The following is a 26,421-nucleotide window of genomic DNA, read 5'->3' on the forward strand; positions in this document are numbered from 1 at the left end:
GTTCACCCGCCGTCATGCGGCGGGTTTTTTTATCCCGCTCGCAACTCTGCTGCCACTACGAGATCACTCGGCCGCGTCTTCGGATGCCGCTTCGGCGGGCAAAAGCCAGCTTTCGATCAATTCGTGCGCTTCGTCGAGGCCCGTGCGCTTGAGGGCGGAAAACAACTGCACGCTCAACTCCCCGCGATAACCGGCGGCCTTGTATTCGCCGAACGACTTCTGCGTCGCGCGCAGGGCGTTGGTCATCTCTTGTCGCGTCAATTTGTCGCACTTTGTGAGGAGCGCGTGGATCGGCTTGCCGGTCGGCGCGAACCAGTCGACCATGATGCGGTCGAGTTCCGTCAGCGGACGGCGCGAATCCATCATCAGAATCATGCCGCGTAGTTGCGCGCGGCTCTGAAGGTAGGTCGAGAGCAACTGCTGCCAGTGCGCCTTCGCCGCGCCGGGCACTTCGGCGTAGCCGTAGCCCGGCAAGTCGACGAGATGCCCGACCGGCGCGGCTTCCGGCCCCACTGAGAAGTAGTTGATGTGCTGCGTGCGTCCCGGCGTCTTACTCGCGAACGCGAGCCGTTTCTGATTGCAGAGCACGTTGATCGCCGTCGACTTTCCGGCGTTCGAGCGACCCGCGAATGCGATTTCCGGCTGCGGCGTCGGCGGAAGATCGCGCAGGTGATTGACCGTGGTGAAGAAGCGGGCTTGATGGAGCAGAAATGGCATTGGCGGGCGGGACGAAAGCGCGCGAAAGAGCGCGAGAGAGAGGCGTCGACTCGAAGCCTAGAGAACCCCGGCGATACTGGGCATGCCCCGACTGGCGTCTTTGCGTGTAGCGGGTTATTGTACAATACGACGGATTTTTAAAGACCCGCATGGGCGCAAGACCCAGGCTGCAGGCGTCACCCATAAAGGAGCGAGACAGTTTCAGGGCATCTTTTGAGCCCTTTCGTTCGGGTACTTGCGGCCATATTCGGCTGCCGTCGTTTTTTGCAGAACCTAACATTCTCACAAGACGAAAAACAGGGTACGCGAATGAACCGACTGTACAGGTCTCTGGTGGTGCTTCAGGCAGCGGCGGCTCTCGGTGGATTGGCGGTATCGGTTTCAGTGAATGCGGCGGAGGCGGCCCCGCCGGCCAAGCCGGATGCGGCAAGAGGTCAGGCCATCGCGACCCAGGTTTGCGCGGCGTGTCACGCGGCGGACGGCAACAGCGCCGGCGCCGCGTTTCCCAAGCTCGCGGGGCAGCACGCCGACTACATCGTCAAGCAGTTGAAGGATTACAAGACGCAGCCGGGCGCAAAGGCGCCGGCGCGCAACAATCCGATCATGACGGGCATTGCCGGGGCGCTGTCGGATCAGGACATGGTGAACGTGGCGGCGTACTTCGCGTCTCAGCAAACCAAGCCGAACTACGCTCGCGACAAGACCGACGTCGCGCTCGGCCAGAAGATCTATCGCGGCGGGATTGCGGACAAAGGCGTGCCGGCGTGCGCCGCGTGCCACGGCGCGACGGGCATGGGCATTCCGGTGCAGTATCCGCGGCTGTCGTGGCAGTGGGGCGATTACACGGTAGCGCAGCTCAATGCCTTCGCCCAGGGCACGCGCAACAACAGCGAACCGATGCACGCCATCGCCTCGCGCCTGAACGAAGCGGAAATGAAAGCGGTAGCGGATTACGTCGCCGGATTGCATTAAACGCAGCACGAGAGCGTCCAGCGGTCCCCGGCGAAGAGCAAAAACGCGGGGAATCGCCCATACTACGCACGAAGCCGGCCCACAGAGGCAGGCGCGAAAACAAGAAAAAGGGTGGGACGTCGGTCGGTCAGACCGCTTACGTCTCCACCCTTTTTTGCTGTCAGCCGGAGTTTGAATGAGCATCACCACATCGGGATTGCAGTCGAAATCGAGCCGTCGCGCCATCAAGCATTTCGTCGAGCTCGTGAGTTCGATGCGCTTTGCCATCGCCTTGCTGGTCGTGCTGGCGATCGCCAGCATCATCGGCACGGTGCTGACGCAGGAAGACCCGTACCCCAACTACGTCAACCAGTTCGGCCCGTTCTGGGCGGACATCTTCCGCGGCCTGAGCCTCTACAACGTGTACAGCGCGTGGTGGTTCATGCTGATTCTCGTGTTCCTCGTGATTTCGGTGTCGCTGTGCGTCGTGCGCAATGGCCCGAAGATGATCGGGGATATCAAAAACTGGAAGGATCGCGTGCATGAAGGCAGCTTGCGCGCGTTCCATCACAAGGGTGAGTTCGTGGTTGCTGCGGATCGCGCGCAGACCGCCGCAGCGCTCGAACGCCTCAGCGCGAAGATGGGCTATCGCTTCGTCCGGCGCGAGACCGACACCGGCGCGACGCTGATCGCCGGCAAGCGCGGCGCGCTCACGAAGCTCGGCTATATCTCGGCGCACCTCGCGATCGTCGTGATCTGCATCGGCGGCCTGCTGGACAGCAATCTGCCGATCAAGCTGCAAATGTGGCTCTTCAACAAGACACCGGTCGCCACGAACGCGGTCATCAACGACATTCCCGCCGAGCATCGCCTTTCCACGTCGAATCCGACATTTCGTGGCTACGCGTGGGTTCCGGAAGGGCAGTACGTCGGCACGGCCATTCTGAATCAGCAGGACGGGTCCATCATTCAGGACCTGCCGTTCTCCATTCAGCTCGACAAGTTCATCGTCGATTACTACTCGACCGGCATGCCGAAGCTCTTCGCGAGCGATATCGTCGTGATCGATCACAAGACCGGCAAGCGCATTCCGGCGCGCGTCGAAGTGAACAAGCCGTTCACGTATGACGGCGTGTCGATTTACCAATCGAGCTTTCAGGACGGCGGCTCGAAACTCGAAATGACCGCCTGGCCGATGACGGGCGGCAGCGCGAAGACCTCGCCCTTCAACGGGACGATCGGCGGCACCGCGCCGGTTGCATCGCAGTTCGCGGGCGCGCAGGGCGAAACGGTCGAATTCACGGATTTCCGCGCGATCAACGTCGAGAACATGACGGACGGCAGCGGCGCGCCGGACGCGCGCGGCGTCGGCAAGAAGGAAACGCTGCGCGACGCGTTCGACGAGCGCCTCGGTTCCGGCGCGAAGACATCGCGGCCGACGGATCTGCGCAATATCGGCCCGTCAGTGCAGTACAAGGTGCGTGGCACGGACGGCCAGGCGCGCGAATACAGCAACTACATGCTGCCGGTAGATGTCGGCGGTCAGCGAATGTTCCTCGCCGGCATGCGCGTGAGCCCGAACGATCCGTTCCGCTATCTGCGCATTCCCGCCGACGAGCAAGGCTCCGTCAAGCAGTGGATGAACTTGCGCGCCGCGCTGCAAACGCCCGCGACCCGCGCCGCGGCGGCTCACCGATTCGCGATGCGCTCGGTGCCGCAGGAGAACGCCGAGTTGCAGAAGCATCTGGAAGAAAGCGCGCTGCGCGTGCTGAACCTGTTCGCCGGCGCGGACGCAAACGGCGCGACGAGCGCGAATGGTCAGATGAACGGCGGTTTCCAGAGCATCGCCGCATTTATCGACAAATCCGTGCCGAAGGGCGAACAAGAAAAGGCCGCGGGCCTGCTGATGCGCATGCTGGAAGGCGCGATGTGGGACGTCTGGCAAATGTCGCGCGAGCAGAACGGCGAGCCCGACGCGAAGATCGACGACAAGAGCACGGCGTTCGTTCAGGCGTCCATCAACGCGCTTTCTGACAGCTTTCTGTACGGTTCTCCCGTCTTCCTGCAATTGGATTCGTTCAAGCAGGTGCAAGCTTCGGTATTCCAGTTGACGCGCGCGCCGGGTAAAAAAGTGGTGTATCTTGGCAGCCTTCTGCTGGTCGTCGGCATCTTCTCGATGTTCTATGTTCGTGAACGCCGGCTCTGGTTCTGGCTCAAAGATTCAGGACAGGGCGGCGCAAGCGTGCTGATGGCCATGTCCACCGCGCGCCGGACGCTGGATTTCGAGAAGGAATTCGAGCGCACGCGGGCGTCGGTCGGCGCGGCGCTGGGCGCTTCGCCGATCGACCCGGCCGCGCCACCGACCGCTCAGAATGTGCCGGCGTCCGCCGCGCCGCAATCGCAATCCGAAGCCGCGAGCTCGGAAGTTTCATCACGGTAAGATCATGGACCTCACACAGACTTCCTCCCACGCCTCCGCCAAGACGGAACGTCCGGCATCGAGCCTTCCCGATGTCGCCGTGTTCGACGACCGTCCGTTCTTCCGCAGGCTCGGCGCGCTCGACTGGCTGTTCGCCATCGCGATGGTCGCGGGCGCGGGTTTCGCGCTCAACCGCTATCACGCGTACATGGATGTGTACGACACGGCGGTGCTGGTCGGCGCCGTGCCGACGTTCGTCGTGCTCGGCTGGCGCTGGAAGCCGGTGCGCTTGCTGATCGCGCTGATCGCGGTCATGTCGCTGCTGTCGATTCAGCTTTATCAGCACGATCTGGCACGTGCCGACACCAATTTCTTCCTCAAGTATTTCTTGTCGAGCCAGTCCGCGATTCTGTGGATGAGCGCGCTCTTCGTTCTCGCGACGCTCTTCTACTGGATCGGGCTTGTCACGCGGTCGCAGACGGGCGGCGCGATCGGCTCGCGCATGACGTGGGTCGCGGTGCTGATGGGCTTCACCGGCATGATGGTGCGCTGGTACGAGTCGTACATGATCGGCACCGACGTCGGCCACATTCCCATTTCGAATCTCTACGAAGTCTTCGTGCTGTTCTGCCTCATCACGTCGCTGTTCTACCTCTACTACGAGCAGCATTACGCAACGCGGCAAATGGGCGCGTTCGTGCTGCTCGTGATCAGCGCGGCCGTCGGCTTCCTGATGTGGTATTCGATTGCGCGCGACGCGCAGCAGATTCAGCCGCTCGTACCCGCGCTGCAAAGCTGGTGGATGAAGATTCACGTGCCGGCGAACTTCATCGGATACGGCAGCTTCGCGCTTTCCGCGATGGTGTCGGTCGCGTATCTCGCCAAGCAGCGCGGCGTGCTGGCGGACCGCCTGCCGTCGCTCGAAGTGCTCGACGACGTCATGTACAAGTCGATCGCGGTCGGCTTCGCGTTCTTCACCATCGCGACCATTCTCGGCGCGCTCTGGGCGGCGGAAGCGTGGGGCGGCTACTGGAGCTGGGACCCGAAGGAAACGTGGGCGCTGATCGTCTGGCTGAACTACGCGGCGTGGCTGCACATGCGGCTGATGAAGGGCCTGCGCGGCGCGGCGGCGGCGTGGTGGGCGCTCACGGGCCTGATCGTGACGACGTTCGCGTTCCTCGGCGTCAACATGTTCCTGTCGGGCTTGCACAGTTACGGCAAGCTGTGAGCCGGCCGGCATAGAAAAAGGAGAAACCGCCATGCGTCGCGCTGGCGGTTTTTTTTCGTTTTGGTGTGGAATACGGGCGCTGGTTCTGCTGTTTGCCTGTGTATCGCGAAAGCAAAGGAGTCGGCTCCATGTGGATCAAACGTAATGGCGCGCTTTATGGCGACGACATCCCCCGTCACGAGATCACGCCGCGCGACGTGTTCGAAAACCGCCGCCGCGCGCTGCGTTCGTTGGGCGCGCTAGCGGCAACGGGACTCGCGGGCGCGAGCGGTCTCGCCCACGCGACGCTGACTTCGCCCGATGCGAAGGGTCAGAAACTCGCCGCGAAGACCAATGCGAAGTTCGTCGCGCTTGACAAGCCGACGCCGCTCAAAGACGTCACCACGTACAACAACTTCTACGAGTTCGGGACCGACAAGGGCGATCCGGCCGAGCACGCGGGCACGCTGCGTCCGCGGCCGTGGAAAGTGTCGGTGGAAGGCGAGATCAAGAATCCGAAGGTCTACGACATCGACGAGATCCTGAAGCTCGCGCCGCTGGAAGAGCGCATCTACCGGCTGCGATGCGTCGAAGGCTGGTCGATGGTCATTCCGTGGATCGGCGTATCGCTGTCCGAACTGATCAAGCGCGCGGAGCCGACGGGCAACGCCAAGTACGTGCAGTTCATCACGCTCGCGGACCGTTCGCAGATGCCGGGGCTGTCGACGCCGATCCTCGACTGGCCGTATTCCGAGGGTCTGCGCATGGATGAAGCGATGAACCCGCTCACGCTCCTGACTGTCGGCCTGTACGGCGAAGTGTTGCCGAACCAGAACGGCGCGCCGGTGCGGATCGTGGTGCCGTGGAAGTACGGCTTCAAGAGCGCGAAGTCGCTGGTCAAGATCCGCTTCGTGGAAAAGCAGCCGCCGACGAGCTGGAACGCCTACGCGCCGAACGAATACGGCTTCTATTCGAACGTGAATCCGAACGTGGATCACCCGCGCTGGAGCCAGGCGACGGAGCGGCGCATCGGCGAGGACGGATTCTTCACGCCCAAACGCAAGACGCTGATGTTCAACGGCTACGGCGATCAGGTCGCGTCGCTGTATCAGGGCATGGACCTCAAGAAGAACTTCTGACCATGCCGACCGCAACCGATATCAAGACGGCGCAGCCGCGGGCGCGCGCACAGACGGGGCCGCGCTGGATCGTGCCCGCGAAGGTCGCGGTGTTTATTGCCGCGCTGTATCCGCTCGCGCGCCTCGTGCTGCTCGGCGTGACGGGCGTGCATGGCGGGCTGGGCGCGAACCCGATCGAGTTCATCACGCGGTCGACCGGGCTCTGGACGCTCGTGTTCCTGTGCATCACGCTCGCCATCACGCCCGCCCGACGCCTGACCGGCGTGACCGCGCTCGTGCGCTTTCGCCGCATGATCGGGCTCTTTGCGTTCTTTTACGCCGCGCTGCATTTCACGACGTACTTCTGGTTCGACAAGTGGTTCGACGTCGCGGAGATTCTGAAGGACATCGGCAAGCGGCCGTTCATCACGGTCGGATTCGCGGCGTTCGTGTTGCTGATTCCGCTCGCTATCACGTCGCCCAAAGCGATGGTGCGCAAGCTCGGCCGACGCTGGCAGACGCTGCATCGCGCGATCTATGTCATCGCCGCGCTCGCCATCCTGCATTTCTGGTGGATGAAGGCGGGCAAGCACGATCTGATACTGCCGAAGATCTACGGCGCGATCGTGATTGCGTTGCTCGGCTGGCGTCTGCTTGTATGGCTGAAGGCGAAAGCCGCGACGCGCGCATGAAAAAAGCGATGCCTCGGCATCGCTTTGTCGGTGTGAGTTCGAGCGAGCGTCAGTCCGGCAGGATCGACTCTCCGGCGAACAACTGCCGCACCTCTTCGCGTTGGCGCACGAGGCGGGCTCGCTCGCCGTCGACCATGACTTCGGCGGCGCGCGGGCGCGTGTTGTAGTTCGAACTCATCACGAAGCCGTACGCGCCGGCCGAGCAGATGGCGAGCAAGTCGCCCGGCTCGACAGCCAGATCGCGATCGCGCCCGAGCCAGTCGCCGCTTTCGCAGACGGGGCCGACCACGTCGTACTTGTGCGCGGGCGCGTCGCGCTTCACGACCGGCACGATGCGATGAAACGCCTCGTACATCGCGGGACGCGCGAGGTCGTTCATGGCGGCATCGACAATGGCGAAGCTCTTCTCCTCTCCCGGTTTCAGATACTCGACCCGCGTGAGCAGCACGCCCGCATTGCCGACGAGCGAGCGCCCCGGCTCGAAATACACTTCGCGCTGACCGTGGCCGCGCTTTTCGATATGCGCGAGCAGCGCGCGCACGAAATCGCCGATATCGGGCGGCGTCTCGTCGTCGTACGTGATGCCGAGACCGCCGCCGACGTCCACATGACGAATGGACATGCCGTCGGACTCGATCTGCTCGACGAGATCGAGCAACTTGTCGAGCGCGTCGAGATACGGGCTGATCTCGGTGATCTGCGAGCCGATATGGCAGTCGATGCCGACGACATCGAGATTGGGCATCGCGTGCGCCTCGCGATACGTCGCGCGCGCGTCGCTGAACGCCACGCCGAACTTGTTCGACTTGAGGCCCGTGGAAATGTACGGATGCGTCTTCGCGTCCACGTCCGGGTTCACGCGCAACGAAACCGGCGCGCGCTTGCCGAGCGACTTCGCGACTGCGTTGAGCGCGTGAAGCTCGGGAATCGACTCGACGTTGAAGCACTTGACGCCCGCTTCCAGCGCCTCGCGCATCTCCGCCGCCGACTTCCCGACGCCCGAAAACACCGTGTTTTCCGCCTTGCCGCCCGCTGCGAGCACGCGCGCGAGTTCGCCCGACGAGACGATGTCGAAGCCCGCGCCCATGCGCGCGAACACGTTGAGCACCGCGAGATTGCTGTTGGCCTTCACGGCGACATGCACGACCGCGCGGCGTCCGGCGCACGCATCGGCGTAAGCGCGATAGGCGCGCGTCAAGGCATCGCGGGAATAGACGTAAAGCGGCGTGCCGAACTGCTGCGCGAGCGACGCGGCGGAGACGCCTTCGGCGTGCAGCACGCCGTCGACATAATGGAATGCGGAATCACTCATGCGTGCTTGGAATGGAAGATGCGCGGTGCGCGAAGAGCTTGCCGGTTACTCGGCCGACGACGCGGCTTTCGGCGCCGCGGGCGTCGATTTGAGGTCCGTCTCGGGAGCGAGCGAAAGCGGTGCGCCCGACGTGTCGGGCACGTCGCCCGCCGCGTTCGCTCCGGTCTTGCCGGCGCGCGACGCGGTTTCGTCACCGGGAGTCACGTCGGAAGGCGGCGTATCCTGAAGGTTCTCAGGGCGCTGCGGCATGGGAGGCACGACGGGGAGATAAAGCGGACCGCGTTGCCCGCAACCGCCGAGCGTGAGCGTGGTCGCGGCACAAACGCTGACAGCCGCTACAATCGCGCTCATCCTGAAAACAGCTCGCATGACCGTCCCTGTACATAGAATCGATGGAGTTTAGCATGACAGACCAGGAATACCTGACCTTGGCGGAGGCCGTGCTGACGGCGATCGAGCGGTCCGTCGACGAGGCCGAAGCCGATATCGAATTCGAGCGGAGCGGCAACGTGTTGACGCTGGAATTCGAGAACCGGACGAAGGTGATCGTGAACCTTCAGCCGCCTAAACACGAAATCTGGCTCGCGGCGAAGGCGGGCGGATTCCACTACAAGTTCGTCGACGGCCAGTGGCGCGATACCCGCGACAACAGCGAGTTTTTCGCGGCGCTTTCGCAGCATTCCACCGCGCAGGCAGGCCAGCCGGTCAGCTTCAAAGCGTGACCGGCGCGGGGCGCGCAAGGCTCATTGCCCCTTGAACAGATTCATGATGTCCTGCTTTTCCTGCTCGCCGACATCCGGCGCGGGCGCGGTCACGCCCGACACACCGCCTTCCTGCGGCGGCGCCTGACTGACGCCGATGGTCGCGATGAAGCCGTGGCCCGGCGTCATGTCGTCGTAGTACAGCTCGCCGCCGAGCGATTTCACGTCGGGCGGCATTAACGGCTTGTACTCGGGCACGCCTTGCAGCGCGCGGCTCATGTAGTCCATCCAGACCGGCAGCGCGAGCCCGCCGCCGGTTTCCTTGTCGCCGAGGCTGCGCGGATTGTCGTAGCCCACCCACGCGATCGCCACGAGCGAACGCTGGTAGCCGGCGAACCACGCGTCGCGCGAATCGTTCGTCGTGCCGGTCTTACCGGCCAGATCGCTGCGCTTGAGCTGATTCGTCTTCGCGGCCGTGCCGTGCTGCGCGACGCTTTGCAGCAGGCTGTTCATCACATACGCGTTGCGCGGCGTGATGGCGAGCGGCGCGCTCTGCTGCGCGACGAGCGGTTGCGGATGCGACACGACCGCGCCGTAAGGATCGGTGATATCGGCAATCAGATACGGATTCACGCGATACCCGCCGTTCGCGAACACCGCGTAGCCGGCGGCCATTTGCAGCGGCGTGACGAGACCCGCGCCGAGCGCCATCGGCAGATAGGCGGGATGGCGGTCGGCGTCGAAGCCGAAGCGCGTGATGTACTGCTGTCCGTACTTCGTGCCGATGGTGTTCAGAATGCGGATCGACACCATGTTCTTCGACTTCTGTAGCGCGGTGCGCATGGTCATCGGGCCGTCGAAGCCGCCGCCGTAGTTCTTCGGCTCCCACGCCTGGCCGCCGGTTTCCGCGGCGCTGAAGAAGAGCGGTCCGTCGTTGATGATCGTCGCCGGCGACAAACCCTTCTCCAGCGATGCCGAGTAAATAAACGGCTTGAAGCTCGACCCCGGCTGACGCCATGCTTGCGTGACGTGATTGAACTTGTTCTTGTTGAAGTCGAACCCGCCGACGAGCGCGCGAATCGCGCCGTCCTGCGGCACCATCGAAATGAGCGCGCCTTCCACTTGCGGCAGTTGCGTGATGGTCCAGTCGCCGTCGTCGTTCTTTACGAGCCGTACGATGGCGCCCGGACGAATGCGCTGGTTCGGCTGCGCGCGCGGCGAAAGCGCGTTCGCGACGAAGCGCAGATTGCTGCCGCTCACGGTGGCCACGTTGCCGTCGATGAAGCTCGCCTTCACTTCCTTCGTGCTCGCCGCCGTCACCACGGCCGCGACGATCTCGCCGTTGTCCGGATGCTCGGCGAGCGCGTCGTCGATGGCCTGTTCGCGGTCGTCCGCGTTCGACGGCAAATCGATGAAACCCTCCGGCCCGCGATAGCCGTGACGCCGCTCGTAGTCCATCAAGCCTTTGCGCACGGCGTGATACGCGGCGTCCTGATCGGCGGAATCGATCGTCGTCACGACGTTGAGGCCGCGCGTGTACGCTTCCTCGCGATACTGCGCGTACATCATCTGGCGCACCATTTCCGCGACGTATTCGGCGTGGACGCTGAATTCGCGCCCCTGGCCTTTCACGACGAGCGGCTGCTTGGCCGCTTGTTCGTACTCGTCTTCGGTGATGAAGCCGAGTTCGCGCATGCGCTGAAGAATGTACTCCTGCCGCACCTTGGCGCGCTTCGGATTGACCACCGGGTTATACGCCGACGGCGCTTTCGGCAGACCGGCGAGCATGGCGGCTTCCGCGAGCGTGATGTCCTTCAGATCCTTACCGAAATAGACGCGCGCCGCGCTCGCGAAACCGTAGGCGCGCTGCCCGAGATAGATCTGATTCATATACACCTCGAGAATCTGATCTTTCGTCAGTGCCCGCTCGATCTTGTACGCGAGCAGCATTTCGTAAATCTTGCGCGTATAGGTCTTCTCGCTCGACAGGAAGAAGTTTCGCGCGACCTGCATGGTGATCGTGCTCGCGCCCTGCGACGCGTGGCCGTTCGTCAGCGCGACGCTGCCCGCGCGCAGAATGCCCGTCAGATCGACGCCGCCGTGGTCATAGAAACGCGCGTCTTCGATGGCGAGCACCGCCTTCTTCAGATGATCGGGCACGTCCCGAATGCGTACGACGCTGCGGCGTTCTTCGCCGAATTCGCCGATCAGCACGTGATCCGCCGTATAGATGCGCAGCGGCACCTTGGGACGATAGTCGGTGAGCGCTTCGAGCGACGGCAGGTTCGGCATCGCGACGACGAGCGCATAGCCCAGCACCAGTCCAGCACAGACGATCAGCGCGAAAACGCTGACGAGAAAACCGAGAAACAGCCGTGTGTACCAGGGGCGTGATGCCTTCTTGGGCCGTTCGGGCGGCGTGGCAGGCGGATTGGTCGGGGAAGAGGATTGCATAGCACCACCAAAAACAGTCCCGCGATTATAGCCGTCCGGGTTTCGGGTTTTTCCTAGGGACTCCAGACACCTGACCGATGCGTCGCGCTGGCTTTTCCACCTCCAACAATACCCGCGATAGTCCCGCAAAACATCCTGCCACCGCACGCGTTAGCCATTCGGCCGAATGTTCGCCGTGCGCCGCCGTCCCGACAATTCCTTCAATGCATGCGCACGAACGGTTCGGCGCGCGAGTAAGAGAAGGAGTGGTCATGAGAAACGAAAATGCCTTGCGCGGCACGATGCTGACGGTCACGCGCCGGTTCGCGGCGGGCATCGACGTGAGCGAGGACGCGGTGCGCATCGCCGTGTTGAGCCGGCGTCTGAAAAGGGACTCGACGGTGTGCGTCGAGCATCTGGATAAAGTGCCGCTCGCGCCGGGCGCAGTGGTGGGCAGCGATTTCATCGACCGTGCCGCCGTCGTCGCCGCGCTGCGAGAAGTGGTCGCGCGCCTGCCGCAGAACGGCGCGTGGCGGGCGCTGCGTTGCGCCATGGGACTCCCGGCGTCCGCGACGCACACCACGCGCGTGCCGCTCGCGCGCCTGATCGAATTGCGCGAGCCCGACATGGCGACCCTTGGCGCCGACCCGTGCGGACTGCTCGAACCTGCGGTGCTCGCCGAAGCCGAGCGCGTGTCGGGCATCGAGCGCAGCGCGCTGGCGGTCGACTGGTCAGTGAGATCGCGCCAGGGCGGCGAGCCGGACGTCGCCATTTCCGCGACGGCGCGTCAGCACGTCGAAGCACGCGTGGAAACGGCGGCTGCGGCGGGCATCGCGCTGTGCGCCATCGACGGCGAGCCCGCCGCGGCGCTGCGCGCGATGCGTCATTCCGGCAGAACGGAGCTGGGTTCCGAGGCGCGCTACGTGGCGTGCTGGCTTGAAGGCGCGGGCTTGCACGGCTGGCTCGTGAATGCGGGCGATGTCGAGCGCGACCTGCTGTATCCCGCGCCGGAGTACGGCAGCGCTCTGGACGCGCTGCGCGATCTGGCGGGCGCCGCGCCGCTCGGCGGCATCTTCGTGGGCGGGCAAGAGCGTTTGCTGAAACCGGCCGGGCTTTCGCTCGAGGCGTTGACCGAGGTCTTCGGCTGCCCGGCGCTGCCGTTCGAGTCCGCGCCGTATTGCCACGGCGTATCCGAGATCGCGGGCGCGCTGAAACATTCGCCGGTCTTCGCGGTGGCCTTCGGACTCGCACTGCGCGAGGTGCTGCAATGACGAGCGCCGCCATTGTCGAAGGATTCAACCTGCTTCCTCATCGAGCGCTGAAACGTCGCTCGGTGCGGCGTCAGCGGATCGCGATTCTCGCGGCTGCCGGGCTGGCGGGATGCGCGGCAGTCGGCGGCGTCGTCGGCTGGGACGCGTTCGAGCGGGCGCGTCTCGACCACCGCCGCATCGCGCTCGAAGCGACGCTGCGCGCATCGAGCGCGCAAATCGACGAGCACGCCCGGCTGCTGCGCGTCGAAGGCGAACGGCGTCGCGCGCGCGAGGCCGCGCAGCCGCTCGCCGCCCCGCGCGATCGCTTTCTCGCGCTTCTCGATGCGCTCGCGGACGGACCGGCTTCGAGCGAAGTCGCGCTGCAACGCGTCTCGCAACGCGCGGAAGAAGTGGAACTGGCCGCGCTCGCGCCCGACTCGCAGACGGCGGCGCGCTGGCTCAAGCGTCTGGAAGGGCTGCGCGGCGTGCAATCGGTGGAAGTCGTGGAGATGAAGCGGCGCGCCGACACCGTGTCGCCGGGCAGGCGCGAACCCGTCGCGCCCGTCGCGCCCGTTGCGCCCGTTGCGCCCGTTGCGCCCGCCGCCGACCGTTACGAGTTCACGGCGCTCGTGCGCTATGCACCGGCGGCCGGCAAGCCGATACCGGCGAGCACGAAAGCGTCGATCACGAGGAGAGCCCGATGAGCACGATCAGCATGAATTTCCCCGCGCGCCCGCGCCAGCCGCTTCTTCAGCCGCTCGATCAATGGTCGAAACGCCGGACTGCGATCACGGCGGTGGCGCTTGCATTCGTCGTCTTCGCGCTGGCTTTGCAAACCTGGCGGAACGCCGGCTTGAGTCAGCGGGATGCGAGCCGCGCCGCGCTCGCCGCGACGCAGCGCAAGCTGGACGACGCAGGGCGCGTGGCTGCCCAACTGCCCGATCTGCGAACCCGCGTGGCGGCCAGCGCGATGAAGCCCGAAAACTGGACCGCCGGCGATGCGCTGCACGCCGTCGCCGCGCTCGCCGCGCAGAACGGGCTGCGCGTGACCGAGATCGATCCGCAAGCATCGAAAAGCGGTGCGCCGAAAACGGCGCTGGCGCCCTCCGAACGCGCGCTGACGTTTCGCGCGGAAGGCGCGTTTCCCGAGATACGACGCTTTCTGGAGGCACTTTCCGGACTGCCGCGCCTTGTTATTCCGGAGGCGGTGCAGATCAGGCGGCAGGCGGGCGCGCTGACCATCGACGCGACGCTGCGCATCCACGACACATTGCCCGCCGTGCCGCTCGCGGAGCCGCCGCGCATGGACGCGTTCGTCGTCGATCCTTTCGCAAAGGACGGCGCTGCCGGTTCTTCGCGCGGCGCGGGCATGCTGCTCGTCGGCACCTTCGTCGGACGGCATCGCGCGATGGCGGTCGTGCAGAGCGCCAAGAGCGTCGAGCATGTCGAGCCGGGGCAGACAATCGGCGGTGAGCGGCTCGAGCGCGTGCAGCCGCGTGTCATCCAGCTCGTGAGCGGCGAAGGCACGTCGCGCACGCTCACGTTCGCGGAGGATGGCAAGTGAGCGCGGCCGTTTCGATCCTCCGCGCCGTCGGCGTCGCTGCGCTGGTGATCGCGCGCGCGGTGAACGCGGCAGAAATTGGCGATGCCCCGGTTGCGCCGTTGCCGCCGCTGCCCGCTTCGTTCGATACCTTGCCGACCGACCAGTTCGCCATCGATACGAGCATGCCGGCAGCGTCGGCGTCGCCCGTGATCGTGCCGCCGCCTGCGGGCACGTCCGCGCAGCCGGCCGCGAGTGCCGACGAGCCGCTCGAAGGCCCGCCCGTGCCGCTGCCGAAGCTGCAACGGCTGAGCGCATCGGATAACGCACGCCCCGCCGCCGACGACGGCAAGCCGATCACGCTCGACCTGAAGAACGCGGACCTGAGCGCCGCGCTGCAGAGCTTCGCGCGCTTCACCGGGCTCAACATCATCGCGAGCGAAAAGGTGCGCGGTCAGGTGTCGATCAACCTCGTCGCAGTGCCGTGGCGGCGCGCGTTCGACACGCTCCTCGACGTCAACGGGCTTGCCATGGAGCAGCACGGCAACGTGATCTGGGTCGCGCCGCTCGCCGAACTCGCCGCCCGCGAAAAGCTTCGATACGAAGCGCATGCGCGCGCCGCCGATCTCGAACCGCTCGCGAGCCGCACGTTCCTGCTGCGCTATCCGCGCGCCGAAGACGTTCGCAAGCTGCTCACCGGCTCCGGCACGCAGCGCGTGCTGTCCAAGCGCGGTTCTGCGATGGCCGATGCGCGCACCAACCTGCTCTTCGTCACCGACCTCGACGCACGCGTGCAGCAGATCGCCGATCTGATCGCCTCGATCGACAAACCGACGCCGCAAGTCATGATCGAAGCGCGGATCGTGGAGGGTGAGACCGGGTTGTCGCGCAATCTCGGCGTGAAACTGGGCGTCGCGCCGACGGGCGATACGGCGCGCGGGATCGCGGGCGGCAAGGACGGCGTGGTATACGATCTGTCGGCGCAGCCTCTCAATGGCTTCGACGCGGCCACGGCGGGCCTCACGCTCTTCGCCGCGCAAGCCACGCGGCTGCTGGATATCCAGCTGAGCGCGCTGGAGGCCGAAGGGCGCGGGCAGGTCGTTTCGCGGCCGCGCGTGGTGACGGCGGACCGCGCGAAGGCCATCGTCGAGCAAGGCACGGAGCTGCCGTATCAGGCGAAAGTCGGCAATGGCGTCTCCGGCGTGCAGTTTCGCCGCGCTGCGCTCAAACTGGAGGTCGAGCCGCAGATCACGCCGCACGGTCATGTCGTGCTGGATCTGGATGTGGCGAAGGACAGCGTCGGCGAACAGACCGTGTCCGGGCCCGCCATCAACACGAAGCACGTGCAGACGCGCGTCGAAGTGGAGGACGGCGGCACCGTAGCGATCGGCGGCATCTATTCGGACGACGACCGCGAGGACGTGACGGGCGTGCCGGGACTGATGAGACTGCCGCTCATCGGCTGGCTTTTCCGTCACGACGGGCGTCGCAGGGCGCACAGCGAGCTTGTCATCCTGATCACGCCGCATGTGATTGCGTCGGACGGATAAGGGCTCGCCGATGGCCGGCTGCGGGGCAAATCGGCGCGGCGGGCGCGACTCGACAAAGCGGGCGGTTTGCCCTTAAGCTGCCGCACGAACAAATTCGATACCGTAAAGGATTGACGTTGCAGGAAGGGCACGCGAACGCGAACATTTTCTTCGTCGGACTCATGGGGGCGGGTAAAACCACCGTGGGCCGCGCGGTTGCGCGCCGTTTGCAGCGCGATTTCATCGACTCGGACCTGGAAATCGAGGCGCGCACGGGCGCGCGTATCCCGGTGATCTGGGAACTGGAAGGCGAGAGCGGGTTTCGTCAGCGCGAAGTCAATGTCATTGACGAGCTGTCGCAAAAGAGCGGCATCGTGCTCGCAACGGGGGGGGGCGCGGTGCTGCGGCCCGAGAACCGGGAACATCTGAAGAATCGCGGCATCGTCATCTATTTGCGCGCCAATCCGCACGATCTCTGGCAGCGCACGCGCCGCGACAAGAACCGGCCCCTTTTGCAGACAGACGACCCGCGCGGCAAGCTCGAAACGCTGTTTCGAACGCGCGACCCGCTCTATCACGAGTGCGCGCATTTCGTCGTGGAAACCGGTCGCCCGACCGTCAACGCGCTCGTCAACATGGTCCTGATGCAACTGGAGGTGGCCGGCGTCATCAAGTCGGCTAAGTCATAATGTCCGCCATGATTACCCCAACCATCACCGTCAACGTCGAACTGGGCGAGCGCGCCTATCCCATTCATATCGGCGCGGGTCTGATCGGCCGCACCGAGCTCTTCGCGCCGCATATCAAGGGTTCGTCGGTCGCCATCGTCAGCAATTCCACGGTCGATCCGCTCTACGGCGACACCTTGCGCGCCGCGCTCGAACCGCTCGGCAAGAAGGTGACGACCGTCGTGCTGCCCGACGGCGAAGCGCACAAGAACTGGGAAACGCTCAACACTATCTTCGACGCGCTGCTGTCGAACCGCGCCGATCGCAAGACCACGCTGATCGCGTTGGGCGGCGGCGTCGTCGGCGACATGACCGGCTTCGCGGCGGCGTGCTACATGCGCGGCGTGCCGTTCATTCAGGTGCCGACCACGCTGCTGGCGCAAGTGGATTCGTCGGTCGGCGGCAAGACCGGCATCAACCATCCGCTCGGCAAGAACATGATCGGCGCGTTCTACCAGCCGCAGGCGGTCATCGCGGATATCGGCGCGCTGCATACGCTGCCTGAGCGCGAACTGGCGGCGGGCATCGCGGAAGTCATCAAGACGGGCGCAATCGCCGATGCCGAATTCTTCGACTGGATCGAAGCGAACATCGGCGCGTTGAATGACCGCGGCGAAAGCGCGCTCGCGCACGCGGTCAAGCGTTCGTGCGAGATCAAGGCTTCGGTGGTGGCGTCGGACGAGCGCGAGGGCGGACAGCGCGCCATCCTCAATTTCGGCCACACGTTCGGCCACGCGATCGAAGCCGGCCTCGGCTACGGCGAATGGCTACACGGCGAGGCCGTCGGCTGCGGCATGGTGATGGCGGCGGACCTTTCCGTGCGCCTCGGCAGGCTCGACGACGCCGCGCGCAAGCGGCTCGTGCGTGTGATCGAAGCGGCAAAGCTGCCCGTCCGCGCGCCGAAGCTCGGCGACGACCGTTACATCGACCTGATGAAGGTCGACAAGAAAGCCGAAGCCGGCGAGATCAAATTCATTCTGCTGACCCGCTTCGGCGCGACGGAAATCACCGGCGCGCCCGATCAGGCCGTGCGCGAGACGCTCGCTGCCAGCGTCTGATCAATCGGGCATCAGCCGGGACCACGACGATGCACGACGAAGCGGAGCCGCCGGTGAGCGAAACAGAAGCTGGATATGGAGTGCCTTCGTCGCTTGCGCTCGAAGCGCATCTCGCGCCGTACGCGGCGCGGTCGGCGTTGTCGCGCGGGCGCCGGCATGCGGAGCCGCCGCCCGCCGCCCGCACGGAGTTTCAGCGCGACCGCGACCGTATCGTGCATTCGACCGCGTTTCGACGGCTCGAATACAAGACGCAGGTGTTCGTCAATCACGAAGGCGACCTCTTTCGCACGCGTCTCACGCATAGTCTGGAAGTCGCGCAGATCGCGCGGTCGGTCGCGCGCAATCTGCGGCTCAACGAAGATCTGGTCGAAGCGATTTCGCTCGCGCACGATCTCGGCCATACGCCGTTCGGTCACGCCGGCCAGGACGCGCTCAACGAATGCATGCGCGATCACGGCGGCTTCGAACACAATCTCCAGAGCCTCGCGGTCGTGGATCAACTCGAAGAGCACTATGGCGCGTTCAATGGCCTGAACCTGTGCTTCGAAACGCGCGAAGGCATTCTCAAGCATTGCTCGCGCGAGAATGCGCGGCGACTCGGCGATCTTGGCGAGCGGTTCCTCGCGGGCAAACAACCTTCGCTCGAAGCGCAGATCGCGAATGTCGCCGATGAGATCGCGTACAACAATCACGACGTGGACGATGGCCTGCGCTCCGGCCTCATCACGCTCGACCAGCTCGCGGAAGTGAGCTTGTGGCACACGCATTACGAAGCGGCTCGCGCGGAGTTTCCCGCCATCGAAGGGCGCAGGCTGATTCACGAGACCATTCGGCGGATCATCAACACGCTGATCGTCGATCTGATCGAAGCCACGAGCCGCAATCTCGCGCGCGCCGCGCCGGCCTCGCTCGACGACGTGCGCAATGCGCCGCCGCTCGTCGCCCATAGCGACGAAGTCGCCGCGCAAGCCGCCACGCTGAAGCGTTTTCTGTTTAAGAACCTGTACCGGCACTACCGCGTCATGCGCATGGCCAATAAGGCGAGGCGCGTCGTGACCGGTCTCTTCGACGCCTTCACCGACGATCCGCGCCTTCTGCCGCCGGCGTATCAGGCGCGTATTGCGGCAGCGGAGGAGTCGGCGAACGATCCCGCCGCGCCCAGTCACAACAGCACGCAGGCGCGGCTCATCGCGCATTACATCGCGGGCATGACGGATCGGTACGCACTAAAAGAATATCAACGCCTGTTTGTCATCGACAACAACTAACATCGCGCGATTCACGCGCAGACGTTCGACAACCGGAGACTCACTCGATGCGATGCATGCCCTCGTTCCGTTCCCTCTCGGCCGCGGCCATTCTGGCTTTCGGCGCTAGCACGGCGGCTCAGGCCGCGACGGAAATCCAGTTCTGGCACGCGATGGAAGCCGCCCTCGGCGAGCGCGTGAACGACATCGCGAACGACTTCAATGCATCGCAGAGCGATTACAAGATCGTGCCGGTGTTCAAGGGCACGTATGACCAGACGCTCGCGGCGGGCATCGCGGCGTATCGCAGCGGCAACGCGCCCGCGATCCTGCAAGTCTATGAAGTCGGCACCGCGACGATGATGCAGGCGAAGAAGGCCGTGCTGCCGGTCTACGACGTCTTCAAGCAGGCGGGCGTTCCGCTCGACGAGAAAGCGTTCGTGCCGACCATCTCCGGCTATTACAGCGACGCGAAGACCGGGCATCTGATCTCGATGCCGTTCAACAGTTCCACGCCAGTCCTGTACTACAACAAGGACGCGTTCAAGAAGGCGGGCCTCGATCCGAACCAGCCGCCAAAGACCTGGGCCGATGTTGAAGCCGATGCGAAAAAGCTCAAGGCCGCGGGCTACTCGTGCGGGTATTCGTCGGGCTGGCAGAGCTGGATTCATCTCGAGAACTACAGCGCGTGGCACGCCGCGCCGTTCGCATCCAAGAACAACGGCTTCGATGGCCTCGACGCCACGCTCGAATTCAACAAGCCGCTGCAGGTCGCGCACATCCAGTTCCTTCAGAACATGGCGAAGGACGGCACGTTCACGTATGTCGGCCGCAAGGACGACCCGGTCTCGAAGTTCTATAGCGGCGACTGCGGGATCATCACGAATTCGTCGGGATCGCGGGCGACCATCCAGAAATACGCGAAGTTCGAGTACGGCGTCGGCATGATGCCGTACGACGCGAGCGTGAAGGGCGCGCCGCAGAACGCGATCATCGGCGGCGCGAGTCTGTGGGTGCTCTCGGGCAAGGACCCGGCGGTGTACAAGGGCGTCGCGAAATTCCTCGCGTATCTTTCGTCGCCGAAGGTGGCGGCGAAGTGGCATCAGGACACGGGTTATCTGCCGGTGACGACGGCCGCCTACGAACTCACGCAGAAGCAGGGCTTCTACGACAAGAATCCCGGCGCGGACATCGCCATCAAGCAGATGTTGAATAAGCCGCCGCTTGCCTACACGAAGGGCTTGCGCCTTGGCAATATGCCGCAGATCCGCACGGTCGTCGATGAGGAACTGGAGCAAGTCTGGGCCGGCAAGAAGACGCCGCAGCAGGCACTCGATTCTTCCGTGCAGCGCGGCGACGAACTCCTGCGCCGCTTCGAGAAGAGCGGCGGCTGAACGAGACGCGCGACGCTTAAGCGCCCGCATACGCGCGGGCGCGCTTGAAGGACATGTCAATGGAAAAACGGTCTCGTTTCGACGCGAGCGTCTTGCCGTATCTGCTGGTCGCGCCGCAGCTCGCCATCACGGCGCTTTTCTTTCTGTGGCCGGCGGGCGAGGCGCTCTGGCAGGCCACGCAAAGTCAGGACGCATTCGGCACATCGAGCGAATTTGTGGGCTTCGCAAACTTCAGGCAGCTTTTCGCGGACCCGCTCTATCTTTCGTCGTTCAGTACGACGATGATTTTCTGCGCGCTCGTGACCGTGTCGGGTCTCGTGATATCGCTCGTGCTGGCCGCCTGCGCCGATCGCGTGACGCGCGGCGCAAAGGCGTATCAGACGCTGCTCATCTGGCCGTATGCGGTCGCGCCCGCCATCGCTGCGGTGCTGTGGTCGTTCCTGTTCAATCCGAGCATCGGCCTCGTGACGTATGCGCTCGCCAAAGAGGGCATCGTCTGGAATCACGCGCTCAATGGCACGCAGGCGATGTTTCTCGTCGTGCTCGCGTCCGTCTGGAAGCAGGTCAGCTACAACTTCCTGTTCTTCTACGCCGGGCTTCAGGCGATCCCGCAATCGCTGATCGAAGCCGCCGCCATCGACGGCGCCGGTCCCGTGCGACGTTTCTTCGGCATTGCGCTGCCGCTCCTTTCGCCGACGACGTTCTTCCTGCTCGTCGTCAATCTGGTCTACGCGTTCTTCGATACGTTCCCGGTCATCGACGCCGCGACGGGCGGCGGTCCCGCGCAATCGACCAAGACGCTCATCTACAAGATCTTCGCGGAAGGCTTTCAGGGCCTCGATATCGGTAGTTCGGGCGCGCAGTCCGTCGTGCTGATGGTGATCGTCGTGGCGCTCACCATCGTGCAGTTCCGCTTCGTCGAACGCAGGGTGCAATATTCATGATCGAGAATCGCCGCGGCTTCGATATCTTCTGTCATGCGGTGCTGATACTCGGCGTCGCGCTGATCGTGTTTCCGGTCTACGTCGCGTTCTGCGCGGCCTCGATGAGCGCGAAGGAAGTCTTCACCGTGCCGCTTTCGCTCATCCCGAGCACGCATCTGTTCGAGAACGTCGCGCATATCTGGACCCACGGCAGCGGCAACGCGGCGGCGCCATTCGGGCGCATGCTCGTCAACAGTCTCGTGATGGCGCTCGTCATCTCCATCGGCAAGATCGCGGTGTCCATCATTTCGGCGTATGCCATCGTGTTCTTCCGCTTTCCGTTGAAGAACCTCGCATTCTGGCTGATCTTCGTCACGCTGATGCTGCCAGTCGAAGTGCGCATCTTTCCGACGGTGCAGGTCGTTTCGTCGATGCATTTCGCGAACACGTATGCCGGGCTCACGCTGCCGCTCATCGCGTCGGCGACGGCCACGTTCCTGTTCCGCCAGTTCTTCATGACGCTGCCCGACGAACTGATGGAAGCGGCGCGCATCGACGGCGCGGGGCCGCTGCGCTTTTTCTGGGACGTGGTGCTGCCGCTTTCGAAGACGAACATCGCGGCGCTATTCGTCATCACGTTCATCTATGGCTGGAATCAGTATCTCTGGCCCATTCTCATCACCAACGAGCAGTCGCTGCAAACGGCGGTGGTCGGCATCAAGAGCATGATCGCCTCGGGCGATACGGCGACCGAGTGGCATCTCGTGATGAGCGCGACGCTGCTCGCGATGCTGCCGCCGCTCGCGGTCGTGTTGACGATGCAGCGGTGGTTCGTGCGCGGCCTCGTCGATGCGGAAAAATAATAAGGAGAACCGGGTTCAATGGCTGCACTGACACTCCAGGGCGTCAAGAAGACTTACGACGGCAAGCAGTACGTACTGCATGGCATCGACGTGGCGGTGAACGACGGCGAGTTCGTCGTGATGGTCGGGCCTTCGGGCTGCGGCAAGTCGACGCTTCTGCGCATGGTCGCGGGCCTCGAAAGCGTGTCGGAAGGCACGATCGAGATCGGCGGGCGCGTGGTGAACAAGCTGGAACCGAAGGATCGCGATATCGCGATGGTCTTTCAGAACTACGCGCTTTATCCGCACATGAGCGTCGCGCAGAATATGGCGTATGCGCTGAAGATCGGCGGCGCGGACCGCGCGACCATCGAAAGCCGCGTCTCGAATGCCGCGCGTATTCTCGAACTCGAACACCTGCTCGCGCGCAAGCCGCGCGAGCTGTCGGGCGGGCAACGTCAGCGCGTGGCAATGGGGCGCGCGATCGTCCGCGAGCCGGCCGTCTTTCTCTTCGACGAGCCGCTCTCGAATCTCGACGCCAAGCTGCGCGTGCAAATGCGCCTCGAAATACAGCGCCTGCATGCGCGTCTCGCCACCACGAGCCTGTATGTGACGCACGATCAGATCGAAGCCATGACGCTCGCGCAGCGCGTGATCGTGATGAACAAGGGCCGCGCGGAGCAGATCGGTGCGCCGACGGACGTGTACGAGCGTCCCGCGTCGGTGTTCGTCGCGAGCTTTATCGGTTCGCCCGCGATGAATCTGCTCGAAGGCCGCTTGTCGGAAGATGGTTCGGTGTTCGAAGTGGCGCGCGGCGGACCGCAGCTCCCGGTTGCGGGCGCGCAGGGATTGACGCGCGAGATGTGCGGGCGCGAGTGGATCATGGGCATTCGCCCGGAACACATGACGCCCGGCTATAGCGAAACGGCTAGCGCCACGCTCAACGTCGATTCAGCCGAATTGCTCGGCGCGGACAATCTCGCGCATGGCAAGTGGGGCAAGCATGACGTGGCGGCGCGCTTGCCGCATGCGCATCGGCCGCAGCGAGGCGAGAAGCTGCTGGTTTCGGTGCCGGCGCGGCAACTGCACTTCTTCGATCCGGCTACCGGATTGCGCGCCAATTGAGGAGAACCGCGATGAGAACCTGGGCATATCCCGCTATCGTCGCGCATCGCGGCGGCGGCAAGCTCGCGCCGGAGAACACGCTCGAAGGCATCCGGACGGGCGCGCGTCTCGGCCTAAAGATGATCGAGTTCGATGCGAAGCTGTCGGCGGACAACGTCGTGTTCCTGCTGCATGACGACGACGTGGACCGCACGTCCAACGGCCACGGCGCGGCGAAGTCGATGACTTATGCGCAATTGCGCGCGCTCGACGCCGGGTCGTGGTTCAGCGAGGAATTCGCCGACGCGCGCATGCCGACGCTCGCGGAAGTGCGCGAGCTATGCGCGTCGCTGAATCTCGCGGCGAATGTGGAGATCAAGCCGTGTCCGGGGCGCGAAGTCGAAACGGGCGAAGTCGTCGCGCGCGAGGCGGCGCGTCTTTGGAATGGCGCCGAGCCCGCGCCGCTGCTGTCATCGTTTTCGTTCGAGGCGCTGGAAGCCGCGCGCAACGCCGCGCCCGATCTGCCGCGCGGCATGTTGTACGAGCGCGTGCCGGCGGACTGGCGCGAGCAGACCGCGGCGCTCGCGTGTGTCTCGCTGCATGCGGACCATCGTTCGCTCGACGAAACGCTCGTGCGCGACATCCGGGACGCGGGCCTGCGCGTGCTCGCCTACACCGTGAACGATCCCGAGCGGGCACGCCTGCTCGCGCGATGGGGCGTCGATGCGATCTGCACGGACCGCATCGACATCATCGGCGCGGACTTCCTTGGCAGCTAGCCGGGCGTAGAGTCGGGCCGAGAAGCGTCAGCGGGCGCGCGCCAGCAGCACGCCCGCGAGCAACGCGAGACCGCCGACCAGCGCGATGGTTCGCCACGGCCTGTCGCGCAAGTAGGCGTCGGCGTCGTCCATGACCGCGGCGGCGCGCTCGCGCACTGCCGCTTGCGAGTCGTTCAGACGGGCGCGGGCCGCGTCCACTTGGTCACTGATGCGCGCGCGCAGCATCGCGGCATCGGCGGATGCGCCTTCGCCCAAGAGCTCTTCGAGTTCGGAAAGCAGCGCGCGCAGTTCGGTGCCGATATCTTCGGCAGCCTCGCGGCCGTGGCGCGCCATGCGGCGTGCGCGGCGGCTCGTGCTGTTCCATGAATCTCCGATGGCGTCTCGCGTGTTAGGCAGTGCGTTCATGATCGCTCCGTCGATGGATGAATCGTGGATGGATGACACTCCGCTTTCGCGGCGGAAAGTGCCATTGAGCAAGTTGGATGCCGGTGCCAGCGCGCAATGCACAGGCCGTTGACGCGTAATTACTGCATGACATGCGCCGCCGCGCAAGTCACATTTACAAGGCGCGTGTAAAAGAAAACGCCGTCATGCTGACTGCACGACGGCGTTCGGACTGCATAGCGAATGTTGCTCACGCGATCAGAATCGATAGCCGACGCGCAGATACGTCACGATCGGATTGATGGTGATCTTCGCCTGCGACTGCACGTTAAGCGTGCCGACCGGCGTTTGCGCTTGCGTGCTCAACTTGGCGGTCGCCTTCAACGGAATGAAGGACACGGAGAACGCCGCGAACCAGTGTTGTGTGAAATTGTACTGAGCACCCAGGTTGAAGACCGGCGCCCACGAACTATCCGTATCGACGGTGGTCGGACCATGCAGCACGGTGCTCTCGAATGCGCCGTTGCTGATCTGCGCATCGGTGAACCAGGTGCGCGTCACGCCGATGCCGGCAAAGGGGCGGAATTTCGCGTCAGGAGCGTTGAAGAAGTATTTGAACAGCAGCGTGGGACTCCACTGCTTGGCGCTGCCGATCTTGCCGTACTGCGAAAGCGTTCCGGTTCCGTTGAGATCGAACGAGGGCGGAATGCCTATCTCGAACTCGCTGGCAATGTGGTCGGTGATGAAATAGCCCAGCGTGAAGCCGGCGGTATCAGCGCTTCCGATGCCGGCGCCCGTGCCGGGTACGCTGATATTAACGGGAGATCCGCCTACACTTGTTTCTTTGAGCGGACCGCTGCTGTCTTGCGGTGCAAAGTGAAACCAGCCTGCAGTTGCGTAGATGGACCCAGCCGATTGCGCGTGTGCCGCGGTGGACACACATGCGAGCGCTGCGATCCCCGCCATGACTTGTTTTAATTTCAATTTGTGCTCCTCCTGAAAGCACGCCCATTATGAACACATCATTTCAAAGTCACCATAGCGGCACGGTAGAGCATTTTCCCTAGGGCGAGAGACCGCTTCGGAGTCCCGTTGCACGGCCCTTGCATGCGTCTTGTGTTCCCGCTGCAGCAGCGTCTCCAGTCAGCCCCCGCTTGGGGTAACACAAACGCGACCCATGGAATATCCAGAATGGCACGGCTTGCACGACTCTACGTCCCCGAACAGCCGCAGCATGTCATCCTGCGCGGTCTCGACCAGCAGCCCGCCTTCGTCGACGACCAGGACTACGAGCTTTTCATCGAATGCCTGAGGACGGCCTCACGCGATCACCATCTCGCCATCCACGCTTATGCGCTGATGCCGCAAGCCGTCCATCTGCTCGTCACGCCCCGCGACGAAGCCAGCTTGCCCAAGGCGATGCAGGCGGTCGGGCGGCGTTACGTCGCGCACTTCAACCGGCGTTACACGCGGCGCGGCACATTGTGGGAAGGCCGGTATCGCGCGACGGTCATCGAGGGCGAGCGGTACTTTCTGCTTGCCACGCGCGTCGTCGAGATGGCGCCGGTGCGCGCGCAGCTCGTCGCGTCGCCGCAGGACTACAAGTGGTCGAGCTACCGGCATCACATCGGGCTCACGGTGGATTCGCTCATCACGGACCACTCGCTGTTCTGGCTGCTCGGCAACACGCCGTTCGAGCGCCAGCACGCGTACAAGGAACTGAGCGAGCAACCGCTCGACGAGCGCGAGACGACCCGTCTGCTTCAGGCGACGCTCAAAGGCTGGGTGCTCGGCAGCGATTCGTATCGCGAGTGGGCGGCGCGCGCCGCGAACCGACGCGTGTCGCCGCTGCCGCGCGGGCGGCCGCGCAAAATCCGGGAAACGCCCCAGACGCAGTGAGAGCGCCGCGCCGTAATAAACGGCGGCCCGATTTGCGGGACGCCGTTTAATTTTGCCGCTTAATGATATGGCACCAAATAAAAGAGGCCGCTATGCACCATTTCGATAATAGGTGACAGACCATCGAATTTAATTTGCCATCTTTTTGATTCGTCGCGTATATTTCGATTTCCGGCGTTTCTTGCGATGCAGCG

25 protein-coding genes are annotated in these 26,421 nt (G+C 64.2%); 19 read left to right on the forward strand and 6 right to left on the reverse strand.

Annotated features, from left to right (window positions below; genetic code table 11):
* Positions 1 to 63 precede the first annotated feature (63 nt).
* Entirely contained in the window at positions 64 to 717 is a 654-nt protein-coding gene (gene yihA / locus HWX53_RS26590) for a ribosome biogenesis GTP-binding protein YihA/YsxC (protein ID WP_175946462.1), read from the reverse strand.
* Between the two features lie 309 nt (positions 718 to 1,026).
* Here yihA and HWX53_RS26595 point away from each other — a divergent pair, with 309 nt between their 5' ends.
* From HWX53_RS26595 to msrQ, 5 genes are all read left to right on the forward strand, one after another.
* Positions 1,027 to 1,689: a c-type cytochrome gene (locus tag HWX53_RS26595; RefSeq protein WP_175946464.1), complete on the forward strand. Its 663-nt coding sequence runs from the start codon at positions 1,027 to 1,029 to the stop codon at positions 1,687 to 1,689.
* Between the two features lie 175 nt (positions 1,690 to 1,864).
* The gene (locus HWX53_RS26600; protein ID WP_175946466.1) at positions 1,865 to 4,108 is read left to right on the forward strand and encodes a cytochrome c biogenesis protein ResB; all 2,244 of its coding nucleotides are present in this window, start codon (positions 1,865 to 1,867) and stop codon (positions 4,106 to 4,108) included.
* 4 nt (positions 4,109 to 4,112) lie between these two features.
* Entirely contained in the window at positions 4,113 to 5,315 is a 1,203-nt protein-coding gene (ccsB, locus tag HWX53_RS26605) for a c-type cytochrome biogenesis protein CcsB (protein WP_175946468.1), read from the forward strand.
* A gap of 128 nt (positions 5,316 to 5,443) precedes the next feature.
* Positions 5,444 to 6,433 (forward strand): protein-methionine-sulfoxide reductase catalytic subunit MsrP, encoded by a 990-nt coding sequence (msrP, locus tag HWX53_RS26610; RefSeq protein WP_175946471.1) that lies wholly within the window; start codon positions 5,444 to 5,446, stop codon positions 6,431 to 6,433.
* Positions 6,434 to 6,435: 2 nt separating this feature from the next.
* On the forward strand, positions 6,436 to 7,104 hold the full coding sequence (gene msrQ, locus HWX53_RS26615; RefSeq protein ID WP_175946473.1) for a protein-methionine-sulfoxide reductase heme-binding subunit MsrQ: 669 nt from the start codon (positions 6,436 to 6,438) through the stop codon (positions 7,102 to 7,104).
* A gap of 49 nt (positions 7,105 to 7,153) precedes the next feature.
* On the opposite strand, the gene lysA is transcribed toward msrQ, so the two are convergent.
* Positions 7,154 to 8,416, reverse strand: coding sequence for a diaminopimelate decarboxylase (gene lysA, locus HWX53_RS26620; RefSeq protein WP_175946474.1), 1,263 nt, complete (start codon positions 8,414 to 8,416; stop codon positions 7,154 to 7,156).
* A gap of 45 nt (positions 8,417 to 8,461) precedes the next feature.
* Positions 8,462 to 8,785: a lipoprotein gene (locus HWX53_RS26625; RefSeq protein ID WP_175946476.1), complete on the reverse strand. Its 324-nt coding sequence runs from the start codon at positions 8,783 to 8,785 to the stop codon at positions 8,462 to 8,464.
* Between the two features lie 35 nt (positions 8,786 to 8,820).
* On the opposite strand from HWX53_RS26625, the gene cyaY reads away from it, so the two are divergent.
* A complete protein-coding gene (gene cyaY, locus HWX53_RS26630; RefSeq protein ID WP_175946478.1) occupies positions 8,821 to 9,138 on the forward strand; it encodes an iron donor protein CyaY in 318 nt (105 codons plus the stop codon).
* 21 nt (positions 9,139 to 9,159) lie between these two features.
* Here cyaY and HWX53_RS26635 read toward each other — a convergent pair whose 3' ends face one another.
* Entirely contained in the window at positions 9,160 to 11,571 is a 2,412-nt protein-coding gene (locus tag HWX53_RS26635) for a penicillin-binding protein 1A (protein WP_175946480.1), read from the reverse strand.
* 251 nt (positions 11,572 to 11,822) lie between these two features.
* Here HWX53_RS26635 and pilM point away from each other — a divergent pair, with 251 nt between their 5' ends.
* The 12 genes from pilM (at position 11,823) to ugpQ (ending at position 23,944) form a co-directional block, all read left to right on the forward strand.
* On the forward strand, positions 11,823 to 12,821 hold the full coding sequence (pilM, locus tag HWX53_RS26640; protein ID WP_175946482.1) for a pilus assembly protein PilM: 999 nt from the start codon (positions 11,823 to 11,825) through the stop codon (positions 12,819 to 12,821).
* Entirely contained in the window at positions 12,818 to 13,504 is a 687-nt protein-coding gene (locus HWX53_RS26645) for a fimbrial assembly family protein (protein WP_175946483.1), read from the forward strand. Before pilM ends, HWX53_RS26645 begins: the two co-directional genes overlap by 4 nt.
* Entirely contained in the window at positions 13,501 to 14,364 is an 864-nt protein-coding gene (gene pilO, locus HWX53_RS26650) for a type 4a pilus biogenesis protein PilO (protein ID WP_175946484.1), read from the forward strand. The genes HWX53_RS26645 and pilO overlap by 4 nt, the downstream gene beginning before the upstream one ends.
* A gap of 74 nt (positions 14,365 to 14,438) precedes the next feature.
* Entirely contained in the window at positions 14,439 to 15,890 is a 1,452-nt protein-coding gene (gene pilQ / locus HWX53_RS26655) for a type IV pilus secretin PilQ (protein WP_244140300.1), read from the forward strand.
* Between the two features lie 116 nt (positions 15,891 to 16,006).
* A complete protein-coding gene (locus HWX53_RS26660; RefSeq protein ID WP_175946485.1) occupies positions 16,007 to 16,558 on the forward strand; it encodes a shikimate kinase in 552 nt (183 codons plus the stop codon).
* Positions 16,558 to 17,655 carry a 3-dehydroquinate synthase gene (aroB, locus tag HWX53_RS26665; RefSeq protein WP_175946486.1) on the forward strand — a complete coding sequence of 366 codons (1,098 nt, stop codon included), beginning with the start codon at positions 16,558 to 16,560 and terminating at the stop codon, positions 17,653 to 17,655. Before HWX53_RS26660 ends, aroB begins: the two co-directional genes overlap by 1 nt.
* Before the next feature lie 29 nt (positions 17,656 to 17,684).
* Positions 17,685 to 18,923 carry a deoxyguanosinetriphosphate triphosphohydrolase gene (locus HWX53_RS26670; RefSeq protein WP_175946487.1) on the forward strand — a complete coding sequence of 413 codons (1,239 nt, stop codon included), beginning with the start codon at positions 17,685 to 17,687 and terminating at the stop codon, positions 18,921 to 18,923.
* Positions 18,924 to 18,970: 47 nt separating this feature from the next.
* Positions 18,971 to 20,296, forward strand: a complete 1,326-nt coding sequence (gene ugpB, locus HWX53_RS26675) for a sn-glycerol-3-phosphate ABC transporter substrate-binding protein UgpB (RefSeq protein WP_175946488.1) — start codon at positions 18,971 to 18,973, stop codon at positions 20,294 to 20,296.
* A 59-nt stretch (positions 20,297 to 20,355) separates the two neighbouring features.
* Complete coding sequence (ugpA, locus tag HWX53_RS26680; RefSeq protein WP_175946489.1) at positions 20,356 to 21,240, forward strand: sn-glycerol-3-phosphate ABC transporter permease UgpA; 885 nt, start codon at positions 20,356 to 20,358, stop codon at positions 21,238 to 21,240.
* On the forward strand, positions 21,237 to 22,082 hold the full coding sequence (gene ugpE / locus HWX53_RS26685; RefSeq protein ID WP_175946490.1) for a sn-glycerol-3-phosphate ABC transporter permease UgpE: 846 nt from the start codon (positions 21,237 to 21,239) through the stop codon (positions 22,080 to 22,082). The genes ugpA and ugpE overlap by 4 nt, the downstream gene beginning before the upstream one ends.
* Before the next feature lie 18 nt (positions 22,083 to 22,100).
* Positions 22,101 to 23,186, forward strand: a complete 1,086-nt coding sequence (locus HWX53_RS26690; protein WP_175946491.1) for a sn-glycerol-3-phosphate import ATP-binding protein UgpC — start codon at positions 22,101 to 22,103, stop codon at positions 23,184 to 23,186.
* Between the two features lie 11 nt (positions 23,187 to 23,197).
* A complete protein-coding gene (gene ugpQ / locus HWX53_RS26695) occupies positions 23,198 to 23,944 on the forward strand; it encodes a glycerophosphodiester phosphodiesterase (protein WP_175946493.1) in 747 nt (248 codons plus the stop codon).
* A 27-nt stretch (positions 23,945 to 23,971) separates the two neighbouring features.
* Here the strand turns inward: ugpQ and HWX53_RS26700 are convergent, their stop codons facing one another.
* Together HWX53_RS26700 and HWX53_RS26705 are read right to left on the reverse strand one after the other, a co-directional pair.
* Positions 23,972 to 24,349 carry a DUF883 family protein gene (locus tag HWX53_RS26700; protein ID WP_175946495.1) on the reverse strand — a complete coding sequence of 126 codons (378 nt, stop codon included), beginning with the start codon at positions 24,347 to 24,349 and terminating at the stop codon, positions 23,972 to 23,974.
* Between the two features lie 237 nt (positions 24,350 to 24,586).
* A complete protein-coding gene (locus tag HWX53_RS26705; RefSeq protein ID WP_175946565.1) occupies positions 24,587 to 25,294 on the reverse strand; it encodes an OmpW family outer membrane protein in 708 nt (235 codons plus the stop codon).
* 225 nt (positions 25,295 to 25,519) lie between these two features.
* Here HWX53_RS26705 and HWX53_RS26710 point away from each other — a divergent pair, with 225 nt between their 5' ends.
* Entirely contained in the window at positions 25,520 to 26,227 is a 708-nt protein-coding gene (locus tag HWX53_RS26710; protein ID WP_175946496.1) for a transposase, read from the forward strand.
* Positions 26,228 to 26,421: the final 194 nt, after the last annotated feature.

This window comes from Caballeronia sp. BCC1704 (genome assembly GCF_902833455.1).
Classification (GTDB): domain Bacteria; phylum Pseudomonadota; class Gammaproteobacteria; order Burkholderiales; family Burkholderiaceae; genus Caballeronia.